Annotated in this window: 12 protein-coding genes; 1 reads left to right on the forward strand and 11 read right to left on the reverse strand. The window is 73.9% G+C overall.

The annotated features are described in order from the left end of the window. Window positions 1-10: 10 nt before the first annotated feature. Complete coding sequence (gene purF / locus FJQ56_RS07050) at window positions 11-1,558, reverse strand: amidophosphoribosyltransferase (RefSeq protein ID WP_140008431.1); 1,548 nt, start codon at window positions 1,556-1,558, stop codon at window positions 11-13. Window positions 1,559-1,681: 123 nt separating this feature from the next. Here purF and FJQ56_RS07055 point away from each other — a divergent pair, with 123 nt between their 5' ends. Beyond that, window positions 1,682-3,448, forward strand: a complete 1,767-nt coding sequence (locus FJQ56_RS07055) for a sensor histidine kinase (RefSeq protein WP_140008433.1) — start codon at window positions 1,682-1,684, stop codon at window positions 3,446-3,448. A 29-nt stretch (window positions 3,449-3,477) separates the two neighbouring features. Here FJQ56_RS07055 and FJQ56_RS07060 read toward each other — a convergent pair whose 3' ends face one another. From FJQ56_RS07060 to FJQ56_RS07105, 10 genes are all read right to left on the reverse strand, one after another. Then, on the reverse strand, window positions 3,478-4,878 hold the full coding sequence (locus FJQ56_RS07060) for an FAD/NAD(P)-binding protein (RefSeq protein ID WP_140008435.1): 1,401 nt from the start codon (window positions 4,876-4,878) through the stop codon (window positions 3,478-3,480). 171 nt (window positions 4,879-5,049) lie between these two features. Continuing rightward, the gene (locus FJQ56_RS07065; protein ID WP_140008437.1) at window positions 5,050-5,526 is read right to left on the reverse strand and encodes a (2Fe-2S)-binding protein; all 477 of its coding nucleotides are present in this window, start codon (window positions 5,524-5,526) and stop codon (window positions 5,050-5,052) included. Window positions 5,527-5,542: 16 nt separating this feature from the next. After that, complete coding sequence (locus FJQ56_RS07070; RefSeq protein WP_140008439.1) at window positions 5,543-7,906, reverse strand: molybdopterin cofactor-binding domain-containing protein; 2,364 nt, start codon at window positions 7,904-7,906, stop codon at window positions 5,543-5,545. A 148-nt stretch (window positions 7,907-8,054) separates the two neighbouring features. Beyond that, the gene (locus FJQ56_RS07075) at window positions 8,055-9,239 is read right to left on the reverse strand and encodes a PucR family transcriptional regulator (protein WP_170215301.1); all 1,185 of its coding nucleotides are present in this window, start codon (window positions 9,237-9,239) and stop codon (window positions 8,055-8,057) included. A gap of 11 nt (window positions 9,240-9,250) precedes the next feature. Then, complete coding sequence (locus FJQ56_RS07080; RefSeq protein ID WP_140008443.1) at window positions 9,251-10,600, reverse strand: dipeptidase; 1,350 nt, start codon at window positions 10,598-10,600, stop codon at window positions 9,251-9,253. A gap of 72 nt (window positions 10,601-10,672) precedes the next feature. Next, the gene (locus FJQ56_RS07085) at window positions 10,673-11,032 is read right to left on the reverse strand and encodes a sterol carrier family protein (protein ID WP_140008445.1); all 360 of its coding nucleotides are present in this window, start codon (window positions 11,030-11,032) and stop codon (window positions 10,673-10,675) included. Then, on the reverse strand, window positions 10,972-11,922 hold the full coding sequence (locus FJQ56_RS07090; protein ID WP_211350771.1) for an NAD-dependent epimerase/dehydratase family protein: 951 nt from the start codon (window positions 11,920-11,922) through the stop codon (window positions 10,972-10,974). The genes FJQ56_RS07085 and FJQ56_RS07090 overlap by 61 nt, the downstream gene beginning before the upstream one ends. 20 nt (window positions 11,923-11,942) lie before the next feature. Then, a complete protein-coding gene (locus tag FJQ56_RS07095) occupies window positions 11,943-13,001 on the reverse strand; it encodes a cytochrome P450 family protein (RefSeq protein WP_140008449.1) in 1,059 nt (352 codons plus the stop codon). Further along, window positions 12,998-14,554 carry a glycosyltransferase family 2 protein gene (locus FJQ56_RS22045; RefSeq protein WP_170215302.1) on the reverse strand — a complete coding sequence of 519 codons (1,557 nt, stop codon included), beginning with the start codon at window positions 14,552-14,554 and terminating at the stop codon, window positions 12,998-13,000. Before FJQ56_RS22045 ends, FJQ56_RS07095 begins: the two co-directional genes overlap by 4 nt. Continuing rightward, a complete protein-coding gene (locus tag FJQ56_RS07105; protein WP_211350772.1) occupies window positions 14,551-15,960 on the reverse strand; it encodes an AMP-binding protein in 1,410 nt (469 codons plus the stop codon). The genes FJQ56_RS22045 and FJQ56_RS07105 overlap by 4 nt, the downstream gene beginning before the upstream one ends. Between the last annotated feature and the right edge of the window lies 1 nt (window position 15,961).

The following is a 15,961-nucleotide window of genomic DNA, read 5'->3' on the forward strand; positions in this document are numbered from 1 at the left end:
GGGAGGGTCCTCACGGGTTGTTGAGCACCGGCAGGGCCTTGCCGTGCGTCGGCGACTGGATCGAGGTCTCGAGCAGGTGCTTGCCGAGCTGGCTCTCGTCGGGCAGCGGCACGGGGTACTCGCCGGTGAAGCAGGCCTGGCACAGCGAGCCGGTCGACTGCTTCGTCGCGCCGATCATGCCCTCGAGGGAGATGTAGCCGAGGCTGTCGGCGCCGACGCTCGCGGCGATCTCGGCGGGGCTCAGCCCGTTGGCGATCAGCTCGGCCCGGGTGGCGAAGTCGATGCCGTAGAAGCACGGCCACTTCACCGGCGGGCTGGAGATGCGCACGTGCACCTCGAGGGCACCGGCCTCCCGCAGCATCCGGACCTGCGCGCGCTGGGTGTTGCCGCGCACGATCGAGTCGTCGACCACGACGATGCGCTTGCCGCGGATCATGTGGTCGAGCGCGTTGAGCTTGAGGCGGATGCCGAGCTGGCGCAGGGTCTGGCTGGGCTGGATGAAGGTACGGCCGACGTAGGCGTTCTTGACGAAGCCCTGACCGAACGGGATGCCGGACTCCTCGGCGTAGCCGGCCGCGGCGGGGGTGCCGGACTCGGGCACGGGGATCACCAGGTCGGCGTCGACCGGGAACTCCCGGGCGAGCTGGCGACCCATCTCGACCCGCGACTCGTGCACGCTGCGGCCGCTGATGGTGGCGTCGGGCCGGGCGAGGTAGACGTACTCGAAGACGCAGCCCTTGCGGTCGGGCTCGGCGAAGTGGTGGGAGCGCAGGCCGTTCTCGTCGATCACGATCATCTCGCCGGGCTCGACCTCGCGCACGACGCTGGCCCCGATGGTCGCCAGCGCGGCGTCCTCGCTCGCCACGACCCAGCCGCGGTCGAGCCGACCGAGCACGAGGGGACGGATGCCCTGGGGGTCGCGGGCGGCGTACAGGGTGTTCTCGTTCATCCACACGAAGCAGTAGGCGCCGCGCAGCAGCGGGAGCACCTCGAGGGCACGCTGCTCGAGGGTGGTGTCGGGGTGGTGGGCCAGCAGGGCCGTGACCAGGCTGGTGTCGTTGGTCGAGTCGTTGCCCGGGCGGGTGTGCAGCTCGAGCTCGTCCTCGGGCCCCGGCAGCTCGGCGACCAGCTCGCGCAGCTCGTGGGTGTTGATCAGGTTGCCGTTGTGACCCAGGGCGATCGAGCCGTCGAACGTCGGGCGGAACGTCGGCTGGGCGTTCTCCCACGTGCTGGCCCCCGTCGTGGAGTAGCGCGCGTGGCCGATCGCGAGGTGGCCCTTGAGGGAGTTGAGCGTCGTCTCGTCGAAGACCTGCGAGACCAGCCCCATGTCCTTGTAGACGAGGATCTGGCGACCGTTGCTGACCGCGATGCCGGCCGACTCCTGGCCGCGGTGCTGAAGCGCGTAGAGACCGAAGTAGGTCAGCTTGGCGACGTCCTCGCCCGGCGCCCAGACCCCGAAGACACCACAGGCGTCCTGGGGTCCCTGGTCGTGCGGGTCGAGTGCTGCGGTCAGCCGACCGTCGCCACCGGGCCGGGAGCCACTGCTCTGGAAGGGCACCCGACCATCGTAGGGGCCCGCCGCGGATCCGCCGCGATCCCGGGGTCCGTGGACGTTCTGCTCCCTCGATCAGGGGGTGGCCCCTACCCTGGGGGTCTCCCCCGAACCAACGAGGTCACCGGCTTGACCGACGGCTCACCGCGCGTGCGCTCCCACATCGACGTCACCACCTGGTCCGACGCCGGGTCTCGCGATGCCCTCGACCTGGTGGCGTCCTCGGTGGCCGAGATGGTCGGGTTCGAGATCGCCATCATCAGCGTGGTCCGAGGGGACCACATGTACGCCGTCTCGGTCGAGGGCAGCAACGGGGCCACGGACGCGATGCTCGGGCTGGCGACACCCATCTCGATGGTGCACACCGAGCTCGCGCGGGCCGACGACTGGGGCCGCTTCCAGTTCGTGCCCCACGACCGGGTCGAGCTCGACGTCCAGGCCGTGGGCTGGGTCCCCGACCTCGAGCCGATCGACGCGCCCGACGCGTGGCATCCGCTCGACCTCCTCATCGCTCCCCTGCACGACGAGGCCGGGGTGATGATCGGCCTGCTCTCGATCGACGTGCCGATGACCGGACGACGGCCGGACCCCACCCAGCGTCACCTGCTGGAGCGCTACGTGCTCCAGGCCGAGCGGGCGCTGCGGATGGCGGTCGAGCGCGACGACCTCGCCGAGCGGATCCGGCTCGCCGAGGCCGCCCGGCGCGTGGTGCGGTTCGCCACGTCCCAGGACGACCTCGAGAGCGTGATCGACGACTGCCGCCACCCGCTCATCGAGGGCTTCCGAGCCGACTTCCTCGCCATCCGGATCTATCCCAGCCGTAGCGTCCCGGCCGCCGGCAGCCCTCCCACGGATCTCCCCGACGACGTGATCGAGCTCATCCGCGCCGGGACCCGCCGGGCCTGGACCGAGCAGCAGGTGGTGGTCACCGGTCCGTTCGTCGAACGCGCCGGGGTGTTCACCGACGCGGAGTGGACCGCCTCCGAGCACGCGCTCGAGATCCTCGGGCTCGGCTCCTCGATGATCGTCCCGCTGGGCGCCGGCCGCGAGAGCCTGGGCCACGTCATCCTGGGCCGCAAGGACCCCGGGCTGCGGTGGAGCCCCGACGAGCAGGCGAGCGCGCTCGACATCGCGCGCGACATCGGCCAGGCCGTGGTCAACTCGCGCAACCTGGCCAAGGAGCAGAACCTCGTCGGCGAGCTCCGCCGCCTGGCGACCTACAAGTCCGAGGTGCTCAGCACCGTCTCGCACGAGCTCAAGAACCCGCTGAGCGCCATCACCGGCCACCTGGAGCTGCTCGACTCCGACCCGACGATCACCGGCGACGCCCGGCGCTCGATCGAGGCCCTCGACCGCGCCGCCCGGCGGATGGGCCGGGTCGTCGACGACCTGCTCCTGCTCGCCGAGGTGGAGGACCCCGAGGGCGGCCGTGCGTCCGAGCCGATGGACGCCGTACCCGTCCTGCGCGATGCGCTCGAGCTCACCCGGGTCGCCGCCACGCGGCGGCGGCTGACCTTCGAGATCACCACGCCAGAGGACGAGGTGCTGGTGTGCTGCGACGCGGTCGACCTCGACCGGGTGGTGACCAACCTGGTCAGCAACGCCGTCAAGTACACCCCCCGCGGCGGCCGCATCTGGCTCACCCTCGTCACGCACGAGCGCGAGATCGAGCTGACCGTCGCCGACGAGGGCATCGGCATCTCGGCCGCCGACCAGGCCCGGCTGTTCACCGAGTTCTTCCGCTCGACCAACCCGCAGGCGGTCGCCCAGCCCGGCACCGGGCTCGGGCTGACCATCTGCCGGCGGATCGTCGAGCGGCACGGCGGCCGGATCACCGTCGAGTCGGAGCTGGGCGTCGGGAGCGCGTTCCGGGTGTTCCTGCCCCGGCCCGCCTGACCGCCGCCACCCGCTCCCGGCCCGCGGGCTCAGGCAGGCGCGAGGGCGGCCCGGGTGATGATGCCGTCGGCCACCGCGGCGGCCTGTCCGCGGATCTCGGGGATGGCGGTCGACTCCCACAGGGTGCCCTTGCGGGGCGGACCGACCGCGAAGAGGCCCGGCACCGCCCGGCCGTCGTCGCCGACGAGCTCGCCGCCGTCGAGGGTGTCGATGCCGAGCCGCAGCGGGTCGGGGGTCACCAGCCCCCGCTCGCGCAGCGCGAGCAGGAGGGGGTCGTCGCTGCGGGTGATGTCGGTCGCCGGCCCGGTGCAGTTGACCAGGGCCTGCGCCGTGACCGTCTCGGCGGCACCGAGCCCGACGAGGCAGACGTCTCCACGGTCGGCGACCGAGACGAGCCCACCGGGCAGCACGCGGAGCCGGCCGTCGTCCTGGTAGGACCGCACCCGCGCGGCCACGTCGGGAGCCATCCGGTGCCGGCGTACCTCCCAGTCACGGGCGTGGACCTCGAGGAACCGGCGCCGCTCGTCGAGCGGGAGCCGCTTCCACAGCGGCGTGGTGGCGGCCCGCAGGCCGTCGACGACCGCGCGCCAGCCGACACCCTGGGCCGCCGCTGCGCGCACCTGCTCGCGGACGTGCTCGGCCAGCAGGTCGGCGGTCAGCGGCCCCTCGGGCACGGGCTGCACCCACGCGGTCGAGAGCTGGGCGACGTGGGCCTCGGGCAGCCGGCCCCGGCGGCTGACCATCACGACGCGACGCCGCGGACCCTCGTCGAGCAGGGTGATGACGGTGTCGACGGCGGTCAGCCCGGAGCCGACGACGACGACCGTCGCGTCGGCGGGGAGCACCCGGAGGGCACCGAGGTCCCAGGGGTCCGGGAGGTACCAGGACGCCGCGGGCAGCTCGTCACCGTCGACCACCAGGGGCCGGGGACGCTGGTTGCCGTAGGCGAGGACCACGCTGTCGGCGGTGCTGGTGACGTCGCGGGTGCGGATCTCGAAGCGACCGCCCACGGGGACGACGTCGTCGACGCGCCCGGCGCAGATCGTCAGCCGGTGGTCGGCGACCTGCGCCAGCCGGTCCTGGAGGTAGGCCGCGAAGTCGAGGCGCGGCAGGAAGGCCTGCGGGTCGTGGCTGCGCCCGGTGCGCCGCGCCCACTCGATGAGGTCGGACGGGATGTCGGGGAACGCGCTCATGTGGCGCGAGCGCACGTTGAGCAGGTGCCGGGCGTCGTTGGTGGAGTAGGCGATGCCGCGGCCCACGATGCCCGTCGCCTCGTGGATCTCGACCCGTAGGCCCGGGTCGGCACTGCGCCCGAGGAGGTTGATCGCGGTGAGCACCCCGCTGGCGCCCCCGCCGATGACGGCGACCCGGTGGCGCGCGTCCGGGGCGTACGCCGCCGCGGCGGGGGTGGGCAGGTGGGTGACGACCATCGTCAAAGTCTACTGACTCTGTCGACTCAGGGGGATCATGTCCGGGTTTCGGCAGGGCCCGGGAGATCTCGAGACACGAAGGGCACCCGGCGAGCAAGCTCACGGGTGCCCTTCGTTCCTCGATCTGATGGCGCCACGGCCGCCGCGACTGCGTCGCGTCGACCTGCGTCATCACATGCGTCGTGCCCCCGCCTCGATGGCCTCGCGGATGCGGACGTAGGTGCCGCAGCGGCAGATGTTGCGGATCCGGTCGAGGTCGGAGTCGCGGATCTCGCGCCCCTCCCGGCGTACGCGCTTGACGAGCGCGACCGCCTCCATGATCTGGCCGGGCTGGCAGTAGCCGCACTGCGCGACGTCGTGGTCGATCCAGGCCTGCTGCATCGGGTGCAGGTCGCCGGGGGTCGTGGCGGCCAGGCCCTCGATGGTCGTGACGCGGTCCTTCGGCTTGAGGTCGCCGACCTTGACCGAGCAGGGGTTGAAGGCCTTGCCGTTGATGTGGGACGTGCACGCCTTGCACACGTTGATGCCACAGCCGTACTTGGGACCGGTGACCTTGAGCAGGTCGCGCAGCACCCAGAGCACGCGGACGTCGTCGTTGACGTCGACGGTGACGGTCTTGCCGTTGAGGATGAAGGTCTGCTTGGGCATGGTGTGTCCTTCTCCCTCAGCGGGTGAGCTTGAGGCCGTTGGTGGGCGACTGCGGGACGGGCGGCACGAACGACTTCGGGGTGAAGTCGATGTCGTCGTGGTTGATCGGGAAGAACGTCGGGACCTTCTTGGTGGCCCGGGCGTAGGCGCACGCGACGGCGGCGGCGGTCGAGCCGACCGCGGCCTCGCCGACGCCTCCGGGGGTGTCGGAGTCGCTGGGCATGATGTGCACCTCGACGGTCGGCGGCACGTTCCACTGACGCGTGTAGAAGTAGTTGTCCCAGCTGGCCTCGAGGAAGCGGCCGTTCTGCAGGTGGCAGCTGCTGGTGAGGGTGAGCGCGATGCCGTCCATGGCGCCGCCCTGCATCTGCGCCTCGACGCCGCGTGGGTTGATCACCAGCCCGGCGTCGACCACGATGACGACCTTGATGACCCGCGGACCGGTGACGGTCTCGGGACCCAGATCGCGCTCGACCGTCTTGGGCCGGGTGTCGATCTCGACGAGCACGGCCGTGCAGCCCTTGTACTCCTTGTGGATCGCGACGCCCTGCGCGACCCCGGCGGGCAGGGTACGACCCCACCGTCCCTCCTCCGCGACCTTCTCCAGCGCCGCCTTGACCCGGTCGTTCTTGAGCATCGAGAGACGGAACGCGACCGGGTCCTTGCCGACCTTCTTGGCGAGCTGGTCGATCGTCAGCTCGGCTGCGACGCAGACGTCGGGTGAGTAGATGTTGCGCATCGAGCCGGTGCTGAACGTGTCCTCGAACTGCAGCGGCTCGTTGAGCAGCTGCGTCACGACCCCGAAGTCGTAGGGCAGCTCCTGGGTGAGGGTGAATATCGTCTCGGCGAACCCGAGCCCGCCGACCCCGATCGGGTCGAGCTCGTCGGCCTGCGAGGTGATCATCTCGCCCAGACCGTGGCTGAAGTCGGTGGTGACGCTGGTGTGCCGCTGCTCGAAGCTGAGCACCTGGCCGGCGAGGACCGTGGCCCGGACGCGCGAGGTGGCCATCGGGTGCAGGCGGCCCTGGCGCGGCTCGTCGGCGCGGTGCCACATGAGCTTGACCGGCGCCTTCATCGCCTTCGAGATCACCGCTGCCTCGATCGCGTGGTCGCCGAACAGCTTGTGGCCGAACGACCCGCCGCCGGTCACGACGTGAACCTTGACCTTGTCCTGGGGCAGACCGATCGCCTCGGCGACCCGCTGCTGCGCCAGGATCGGCACCTTGAGCCCGGCCCAGATCGTCGCCCGGTCGCTGCGCACGTCGGCGATCGCCGAGTAGGTCTCCAGGGCCGCACTGCTGCGGAAGGCGAACGCGACGTCGGTCTCGACCGTCTGCGCGAGCACCGGCACGTCGGGCACCACCAGCGGCAGCTCGTTGGCCCGCAATGTCTTCAGCACCGTGGCGTCGGACATGCCGTGCACGGGTCCGGGGTTCCACGACACCTTCATCGCCCGGATCGCGTCGATGCACTGGCCGAAAGTCTTGGCCCGGACCGCGATCCCGGTGGGCACCTGGGCGACGTGGGTGACCCCGGGCATCTTCAGGATCGCGGCCTTGTTGGTCAGGCTCCGCGGGGTGCCTCCGTGCTCCGGCGCACGGCAGACCATCGTCGGCCGCGCGTTCGGGACGTCGAGGTCGGTCGTGAAGTCCTTGGCCCCGGTGACCGCGGCACGCGCGTCGTCGCGGTTGCGCGGGCGGCCGATGACCTTGAACTCCTTCTTCGGCCGCAGCAGCACCTCGACCGCCTCGACCACCTGGCTGGCGGCGCTCTCGGCGAGGTCGCCGTAGGTGGCCCGGTTGCCCACGGTGTCGCTGATGACACCGCCGGTCGTGGTGAGCCGGTCGGCCGTGGTGCCGAACAGGATGGCGGCGGCCTCCAGGAGGCGCTGTCGCGCGATCGCCGCCGCCACGCGGATCGGCGTGTACGTCGAGAAGGTGGTGTTGGAGCCGCCGGTGAGCTGGTTGAGCAGCAGCTCGGGGCGGGCCGGCGCGAGCGTGACGTCGACCCTGTCGACCGGCAGGTCGAGCTCCTCGGCGAGGATCATCGCGGTGGAGGTCAGGATGCCCTGACCGACCTCGGTCCGCGGGAGGGCGAACGACGCGCGGCCGGCCTTGGTGATGGTCACCGTGATCAGCTGCGAGGTGGGCAGCGCCGAGTCGGTCTGCAGGTCCTCCAGGTCGTAGAGCTCGGGGACCTGCGGCCCCGACGGTACGGCGGCGCGCGCCGGCCGGGCGCTCACGAGGTCGGCGGCCACCACGAGGGTGCTGCCGGCCATGACGTAGCCGATGAACCTGCGGCGGTCGAGCCCCGCGAAGGGGTCCTCGTTGTGCAGTTCGCTGGACGGACTGCTGGAGCCGTGACGGGACGTGGAAGCCATCGATGAATCCCCATGGATTGCGAGCGACCCGAACCTGACGTCCGAGAGAGCGGCGCTCGTGGCTCCACTGTGACAGCCGCCACTCCGCCACACCATGCGCCGCGTGCCCACCATCGTCCGGCGTGAGTTGTGCAGAGTGCACAGGATCTCACCCGCCGGGGTGGCCCAGGCCCATCCGTCGCGCCCGCAGCGCGAGGTCGAGCTCGACCGGGGGCGCCTCGTCGGCCAGCGGCTGCCCGGTCAGGTCGGCGACCCGGCGGAGCCGGTTGACGACCGTGTTGCGGTGGCAGTGCACGGACGCCGCGGTGCGCGTGGCCGAGCCCCCGTGGGCCACCCACGCGGTGAGGGTGTCGACCAGGGCACGCTGCTCCGGACCGGACAGCACGTCGAGCGGCTCGAGCCAGCGGGCGACGAGCCGGTCGGCGGTCTCGGGCGAGGCCAGCAGCAGCACCTCCGGCAGCCGCTCGTCGAGCGCGGCGAGCCCGGGCGTCGTACCCTGCGCCCGAAGGGCGAGCGAGGCCTGGCGGTGACCCTCGCCGACCGCGGCGAGGCCGGGCAGCACGGTCGAGACGCCCAGCGCGACCCGGTCCGCACGCGCCACGGACTCGAGCGCGGCGCAGGCCTCCGTCGGGCTGTCGTCGCGCAGGGCCACCAGGCCCACGACCCCCTCGGTACGGCGTACCCAGGCGGTCGCGTGCGGCGCCAGCCGCTCCTCCGCGCCCCGACGGTCGAGGTCGGCGGCCACCACGACCAGCAGGTCGCCGGACTCGGGCAGGTCGAGACGTACGGCGGCGTCGCGGGCGAACGCCACGTCGCGGGCCCGACCCGTCAGCAGGCCCTCCCACAGCTCGGCCCGCTGCTGCTCGTCGGCGCGGACCGCGGCGCGCTCGTGGCCGTGATAGGCCGTCGCGACCTGGGCGGAGGTCGCGTCGACGACCTCCCACAGCTGGGTGCCGATGTCGCGCAGCGCGGCCGCGTCGAGCACGTCCTCACCGCGCTCGACGAGGTCCTCCCAGATCAGCCGGCCGCCCACCCGGAACGAGCGCAGCACGTCGTCGAGCGGCATGCCCTGCTCGGCCCGTCGCTGCCCGGTCGCCCGCGCGGCGTCGTACGCCGGGTCCTGGTCGTTCTGGTGCGGCCGCACCCCCGAGCGCACGGCGTCGGCCAGCAGCCCCAGGACCCGGTCGACGTTGGTGACGCACGAGTGGCGCAGGTCGGCCCGCGAGACCACGTCGAGGCGGTACGACGGGTTCTCGCCCAGGATGGTGGCGACCAGTCGGTCGGTGATCGGGTCGAGACGCTCACGGCGGTGCCGGGACAGGAAGTCCAGCATCGCCGCGCGCATCACTGAGCTCCGAGCCCACCCAGGTTGCGCAGCAGGAGGGCCTCGGCGAGCACGACCTTCTCGAACTCGGCGAGGTGGAGCCCCTCGTTGGCGCCGTGCGCGCGGGTGTCGGGGTCCTCGACCCCGGTGACCAGCACGCTGGCCTCGGGGAAGGCCTCGAGGAACTCGGCGATGAAGGGGATCGAGCCGCCGACGCCCATGTCGACCGGGGCGGTGCCGTCCCACGCCTCGGCGAAGGCGGCGCGGGCGGCCTCGTAGGCCGGGCCGGTGGCGTCGATCGCGGTCGGCTCACCGGTGTCGACGACGGTGAAGGTCAGCTCGGCACCCCAGGGCACGTGCTTCTCGACGTGGGCGCGCAGGCACGCCAGCGCGTTGGCCGTGGTGTCGCCGGGGGCCACGCGCAGGCTGATCTTGGCCCGGGCCGCCGCCACGAGGGTGTTGCTGGCGCCGTCGACCTTGGGTGCGTCGAGACCGGTGATGCTCAGGGCGGGCTTGGTCCACAGCCGCTCGACGGCGGAGCCGGTACCGATCCACTCGATGCCGGGCACGGCACCGGACTCGGCGCGCAGTCGCTCCTCGGGGTAGACCACGTCGGCAGCCGGGCCGGCGTGGAGGCCCTCGATCGCGACGTCGCCCGCGTCGTCGTGCAGGCTGGCGATGACCCGGCTCAGCGCGATGAGCGAGTCGGGCACCAGACCGCCCCACATGCCGGAGTGAACGGCGTGGGTGAGGGTGCGCACCTCGATGTCGGCGCGGACCAGGCCGCGCAGGCTCGTGGTCAGGGCGGGCTCGCCGATGTCCCAGTTGCCGGAGTCGGCGATGACGATGACGTCGGCGCGCAGGGCCTCCTGGTGCTCGGCGAGCAGGGCCGGGAGGGTGTCGGAGCCGACCTCCTCCTCGCCCTCGATGAACATGGTCACGCTGACCGGGAGCTCGTCGCCGAACACCCGCAGGGCTCCGAGGTGGGCGGCGATGCCGGCCTTGTCGTCGGCGGCGCCGCGCCCGTAGAGCCGGTCACCGCGCTCGGTGGGCTCGAACGGCGGGCTGTCCCACTCGGCGTGGTCGTTCTCGGGCTGCACGTCGTGGTGGGCGTAGAGCAGCACGGTCGGCGCCCCCGCGGGCCCGGGCTTGTGGGCGATCACGGCGGGCGCGCCACCCTCCGCCGAGACGATGTCGACGCTCGCGAACCCCTCGGCCCGGAACAGCTCGGCCACGGCCTCGGCGCTGCGCTGCACCTCGCTCGCGCGGGCCGGGTCGGCGCTCACGGACTCGATGCGGACCAGGTCCTCGAGGTCCTTCCTGATGCCGGGAAGCAGCTCGGTCACTCGGGTGCGGATGGCGTCGCTCATGGCACCCAACCTAACCGGGCCCCGACGCCGAGACAGTCGTGGACCGTGCGCACGCGTGCGGAAGGTCCACGACTATCCCAGCGGCAGGTAGACCGAGAGGTCGGTGCGCTCGCCGGAGGCGACGACCTTGGCGTCGGTGAGGGCGTCGACCCAGGCCATCGAGCCGGTGGCCAGGGCGATCCAGGTCTCGGCGTCGGTCTCGACGACCGCCGGTGGGGTGCCGCGGGTGTGGCGGACGCCGGGCACCACCTGGACGGCGGCGTACGGCGGGACCCGGACCTCGACGGAGGCGCCGGGCGCCTTGTCCTCGAGCAGCGCGAGGAAGTGCTTGACCAGCAGCCGCAGGTCGGCCCGCTCGGCCGTGCCCGCGCTCAGCCGGTCGATCGCCGCGGCGACCGCGAGCGGGTCGGCGGGACGCAGTCGGGAGGGCACCTCTCGAGACTAGTGAGGTAGTCGGCCATCAGTCCGGCCGGCTGCCACCCCGTCGCGCGGGCGCGGGTCGTGTCGAGGCAGAAGGGGTGCGCCAGCGTGTCGACGGCGTACGGCGTCAGCAGCGGCTCGCGCCGGGTCACCCGGGCCAGCGCGTCGAGACCCCGCGCGGCCGCGCGGGCGACGGGCAGCGGGAGGTGGCCGACGGCCACCGGTCGGGCGAGGGCCGCCCCGAGCACCCGGGCGAGGGTCTCGTCGCGGCGTACGGGCGCCCCGTCGGCGACGTTGTAGGGCCCGGGCGACCAGCCCAGTGCCGCGACGCAGGCGGTGGCGAGGTTGTCGACGTGGGTCAGCGTCAGCTCGACGTCGGCGCCGGGGAGCAGGACGCGGCCACGGCGTACGGCGCGGAGCAGGCGCGGCAGCAGGTGCGGGTCACCGGGCCCGTAGACCGCACGCGGTCGGAGCACCACCGCGCCGGCGTCGAGGGCGAGCCGGTCGCCGCGGGCCTTGGTACGGCCGTAGGCGTTGAGGTGACCGCCGTCGGTGGGGTGGTCCTCGGTGACCAGGCGGCGGTCGGGGCGCGGGTCGTAGACGCTGGAGGAGCTGACCCACACCACCGGGCGGCGCCCCGCCGCCGACAGCAGCCGGCGCGCGCCGTCGACGTTGACCCGCTCGAACTCGCGGGCGTCGAGACCGGGGCGCGGGTCGCCGACGGCGGCGGCGAGGTGGATGACGGCGTCGACGTCGGCCAGGTCGGGCGCGTCGGTCGCGGCCTCCCAGCGCCGCCACTCCCCCACGCCAGCCGGCCGACGACCGAGGGTCACGACGTGGTGCCCCTCGGCGTCGAGCAGCCGGGCGACGGCGCCGCCGCAGAAGCCGCTGGCCCCCGTCACCGCGATCCTCGTCGCGACCGTCACCGCGCCACGACCACGAGCTCGCGCCAGGCCGGCAGGGCCGCACGCCGGTCGGCCCGGGAGCGTACGACGCGGGGCCGGACGTCGGACAGCGCGGCGAGCACGTCGTCGAGCTGGGCGCGGGCGAGGCCGGCGCCGGGACAGGCGTGCGGGCCGGCGCCGAAGACGAGCCGGGACACGGCCGCGGGCGCCGGGTCGTCGACGGACGGGTCGCGCCGGTGGGCGTCGACCGCGTGGCGCACCATCAGCAGCAGCTGGTCGTCGGGCGTCACCCGGCGTCCGCCCACGGTCGCCGGCGAGGCGGCCACCCGCGGCAGCAGCGGCGTCGGCGCGAGCACCCGGAGCAGCTCACCGACCAGCACCGCCCGCCGCTGCGCGTCGCGGCAGTCGTCCCACCACCCTTCGTCGGCGACCCACGCGACCGCACGCGGGATCGCGGCGTACGTCGTGGTGACGGCCGCGAGCGCGAGCATCTTGCCGAGCGGGTCGACCCGCCCGCCGAACGCCTCGGCCAGGTGGTCGCGATAGGCCGCGCGGCGCCAGGACGGCAGCTCGGCGGCCGCCGCGTCGGACGCCGTACGACGGGCGGCCCGGGCCAGCTCGGCGTGCTCGCCGGAAGCGAGGTCGAGGTCGAGCAGCGCGGCGGTAGTGCGTCCGGAGACCTCGTCGGCGAGCCGGCAGACGTCGAGCTGCCCTCCCGCGCGGAGCAGGGCGACGGCGTCGTCGAGGACGGTGGCCCACCGCGGTCGCAGTGCCGCGACGCCGCGCGAGTCGAGCCGTGCGGCGAGGCTCCGGCGCGAGGCGCGGTGCTCGTCGCCGGACTGGTCGAACAGCGCTCCCTCGCCCTCGTGGCGACGGATGGCACCGCCGGTCGTGCGGTCGTCGGTGCGGTCGAGCGGCACGTCGGTGAGCACTGCTCTCACTTCGTCGTGGCCGCTGACGATGATGCGGGAGCCCAGGCGGCGCAGGGGTGTGCGGCGCGCGCCGGCCATCAGGGCGAACAGGACGGGATGCGACGCGGTGTAGACCCGCCGGTCCCGCCTACGAGCGGGCGTCACCTGACGTGCACCTCCTCCGAGGTGGGCGGAGTCCAACGCCGGTCCCAGTACCAGAGCAACGTACGGCGCACGCCCCAGTCGCGCAGCCGGCGCAGGCTGGTCTCGACGACCACCTCGTCCGCGCGCACGACGTGGGCCGTGACGCGGCGGGCGCGGTTGAGCAGCTCGACGTCCTCGGAGCCCTCCTCGAGCCGCTGGCGCACGGCGCCGCCGGCCCGGAGGTAGACGTCGGCCGTGATGGCGAACGAGTGGCCGTGGGTCAGCACGTAGGGGGCCAGGTAGTCGGGCCCACGGTGCGCGCCGCGGTGGCGTCCGTAGACCGCGAGGAGCCGCTGCACCGCGGGCAGCACGAACCGCTCCGCGAAGGTCGGGTGCTCGTCGCGACGCGGCACGCTCGCCCCGGCCACCACCTCGGCGCCGCGGGCGAAGCGGTCGCGGATGCGCCGTACCCAGTCCGGTCGGGGCAGGGCGTCGGCGTCGGTGCGCGCGACCAGCCGTGCCCCGCGGTCGACCGCGAACCGCACACCCGTGTCGACGGCCGACCCGACACCGCGCTCGGTCTCGACGACCACGTGCACGGGGAACGGGGCGGTCACGGCGAACGCCTCGACGACGGCGACCGTGTCGTCGGTCGAGGCGTTGTCGACGACGACGAGCTCGAAGGCGGTGTCGTCCTGGGCCGCCAGCGCGCGCAGGGTCGCTCCGATGCCGGTCGCCTCCTGGTAGGCCGGCACGACGACCCACAGCGACCGGTCGTCGGACGGCGCCGGGCGCGACCACTCCTCCACCACCGAGGCGATGGACAGCGCCCGCAGGACGGCGCGGACCGACAGCGCAACCCAGAGCGCGGTCGCCACGAGCGTCGCGACCGCGCCGAAGACGGCGGTGCGTCCGGGCATGGTGTGCTCGAGGTAGGCGCCACCGAGGGTGCCGAGCAGCAGCACCACGACGGTCGCGCCGGCCGCGGCCCAGGCGGTGCGGGCCGGTGACGGTCGGCGCTCGTCGGGCCAGGGCAGCAGCCACATCAACCCGCCCACCAGGCCGCCGAGCAGGAGCGCCCCAGCGACCTCACCGGCGAGTCGCGACGGGAGCGACGCGACGACGGCGACGGAGGCGGTCGCGGCGGCGTACAGGGCGGCGGCGAGCCAGACGTCGCGCAGGTTGTCCAGGACGGGGTTGCCCGAGCCGTTGTCCTGCCCGCAGACCGCACGGAACGCCGTACGCAGGGCCCGGACCGAGCGGACCGACAGCCACAGCACGATCGCCGCCGACACCCAGGTCAGGCTGCGGTCGAGGTCGGCCGTCGCGGTCGTCACGACACCGGCGACCTCCCGCGGCAGGGTCCGGTCGGCGGCGCGGCGTACGCCGTCGGCGACGGTGGAGTCGTCGGTCCCGGCCCAACCGAGGACCGTGCCGACGAGCAGCAGCACCGGCACCAGCCCGACGAGCAGGGAGTAGGTCGCCGAACCGGCGAGGGCGTCGCCGTTGGCACGGGTGTAGCGCCGGTGCGAGGCCATCAGCAGCTCGCGCCACCGTCTGCTCGTAGCGCTCACGTCAGCATCCTGACGGTCGCGGCGCGGTCGGGCTTGCGCGACCGGCCGCTGGTCGGGATCGGGGCGACGACGACCTCGTCGGGACGGGCGCGACCCAGCGCGGCGACCGGGGCCCGCAGCAGCCGGCGCACGTCGGCCTCGGTGACGCCGGGCTCGGGCTCGACCACCAGCACCAGCCGTTCGTCGAGGTCGTGGCCGGGCACCCCGACCAGGAGGGCCTGGGCGACGCCGGGCACCTGGAGGGAGGGCTCGTGCAGACCGGGATAGATGTTCTCGGCGCCGCGCAGCACCATGTCCTTGAGCCGCCCGTGCAGGACGACGCGGCGACCGGAGACGGTGCCGCGGTCGCCGGTGGCCACCTCGTCGAGCGGCGGCCCGCCGAGGTAGCGGGCCGCCGTACCGGCACCCGCCACGACGACCTGGCCGTCGGCGTCGGCTCGCGCCGTCATGCCGGGCACGAGGTCGCCGACGAGGTCGCCGGGGCCGCCCTCGCGCACGTACGCCGCCTTGGCCCGGGAGTCGACCGCGGCCACCGGGAACGCCTCGGTCATCGCGTAGACACCCCACGCCTGCTGGGCTCCCGCGTCGGTGAGCCGTTCGAGCAGCCGGGCGGACACGGGTGCGGAGCCGGCGAAGACGCGCCCGGTGAGGCGCGTGCCATCGGCGAGCAGGTCACGCGCCTGGGGTGGCGTCACGTAGGTGAGCTGAGGGGCCAGCGCCTCGATCGTCCGGCGGCGGGCCCGGGTCGCGACCGGCGCACCGGCGAGCAGGGCCGGGGCCATCGCGAAGAACGTGCTGCCGACGACCGGCCGGCCCGCAGTGACGTCGGCCAGCTCGGTGACCGACGCCAGCCCGGCGGAGAGCGACGCGGTCGTGTGGACGACGGCGCGCGGGTCGCCGGTCGTGCCGGAGGTGAAGATGACCAGCGCCTCGGCGGCACCCCCGGAGCGGTCGGGCGACGTACCGTCCGGGAGCCGGCGGGGCAGCACGGCGACCGGGGCGATCGCGTCGAGCGGCGCGATGCGCAGCCCGGCGCGGCGGGCGACCGGCGCGCCCCAGCCGGCGGCGGCGCGCACCCACGGGTCGGCCACGACGAGCAGGGCGTCGGCGGCCCGGAGCCGTGCGGTCAGCAGGTCGGGCGGGACGGCGGGGTCGACCAGCGCGACCCGCACCCGCAGACGCAGGCAGGCCAGCACGACGGCCAGCGCCGCCGGCCCGGGGCGTACGGCGAGAGCCACCGTGTCGCCGTCCCCCAGCCCCCGGCGATGCAGGTCGGCCGCGACGGCGAGCGCCCGGGCGGCCAGGGCGCCCCGGGTGACGCGGGTGCGTCGCGCCGACACGAACGCCGGCTCGTGCGGGGTCGCCAGCAGCCGCGGCAGCAGGTCGTCGATCATCGGGTCCGGCATC

The sequence above is a fragment of the Nocardioides plantarum genome (genome assembly GCF_006346395.1).
GTDB lineage: Bacteria > Actinomycetota > Actinomycetes > Propionibacteriales > Nocardioidaceae > Nocardioides > Nocardioides plantarum.

Excerpts from the sequence above, each read along its gene's own strand:
- FJQ56_RS07060 (WP_140008435.1), bottom strand. The coding sequence starts at position 4,878 with ATGGTCGTCACCCACCTGCCCACCCCCGCCGCGGCGGCGTACGCCCCG.
- FJQ56_RS07065 (WP_140008437.1), bottom strand. The coding sequence starts at position 5,526 with ATGCCCAAGCAGACCTTCATCCTCAACGGCAAGACCGTCACCGTCGAC.
- FJQ56_RS07070 (WP_140008439.1), bottom strand. The coding sequence starts at position 7,906 with ATGGCTTCCACGTCCCGTCACGGCTCCAGCAGTCCGTCCAGCGAACTG.
- FJQ56_RS07075 (WP_170215301.1), bottom strand. The coding sequence starts at position 9,239 with ATGCTGGACTTCCTGTCCCGGCACCGCCGTGAGCGTCTCGACCCGATC.
- FJQ56_RS07080 (WP_140008443.1), bottom strand. The coding sequence starts at position 10,600 with ATGAGCGACGCCATCCGCACCCGAGTGACCGAGCTGCTTCCCGGCATC.
- FJQ56_RS07105 (WP_211350772.1), bottom strand. The coding sequence starts at position 15,960 with ATGCCGGACCCGATGATCGACGACCTGCTGCCGCGGCTGCTGGCGACC.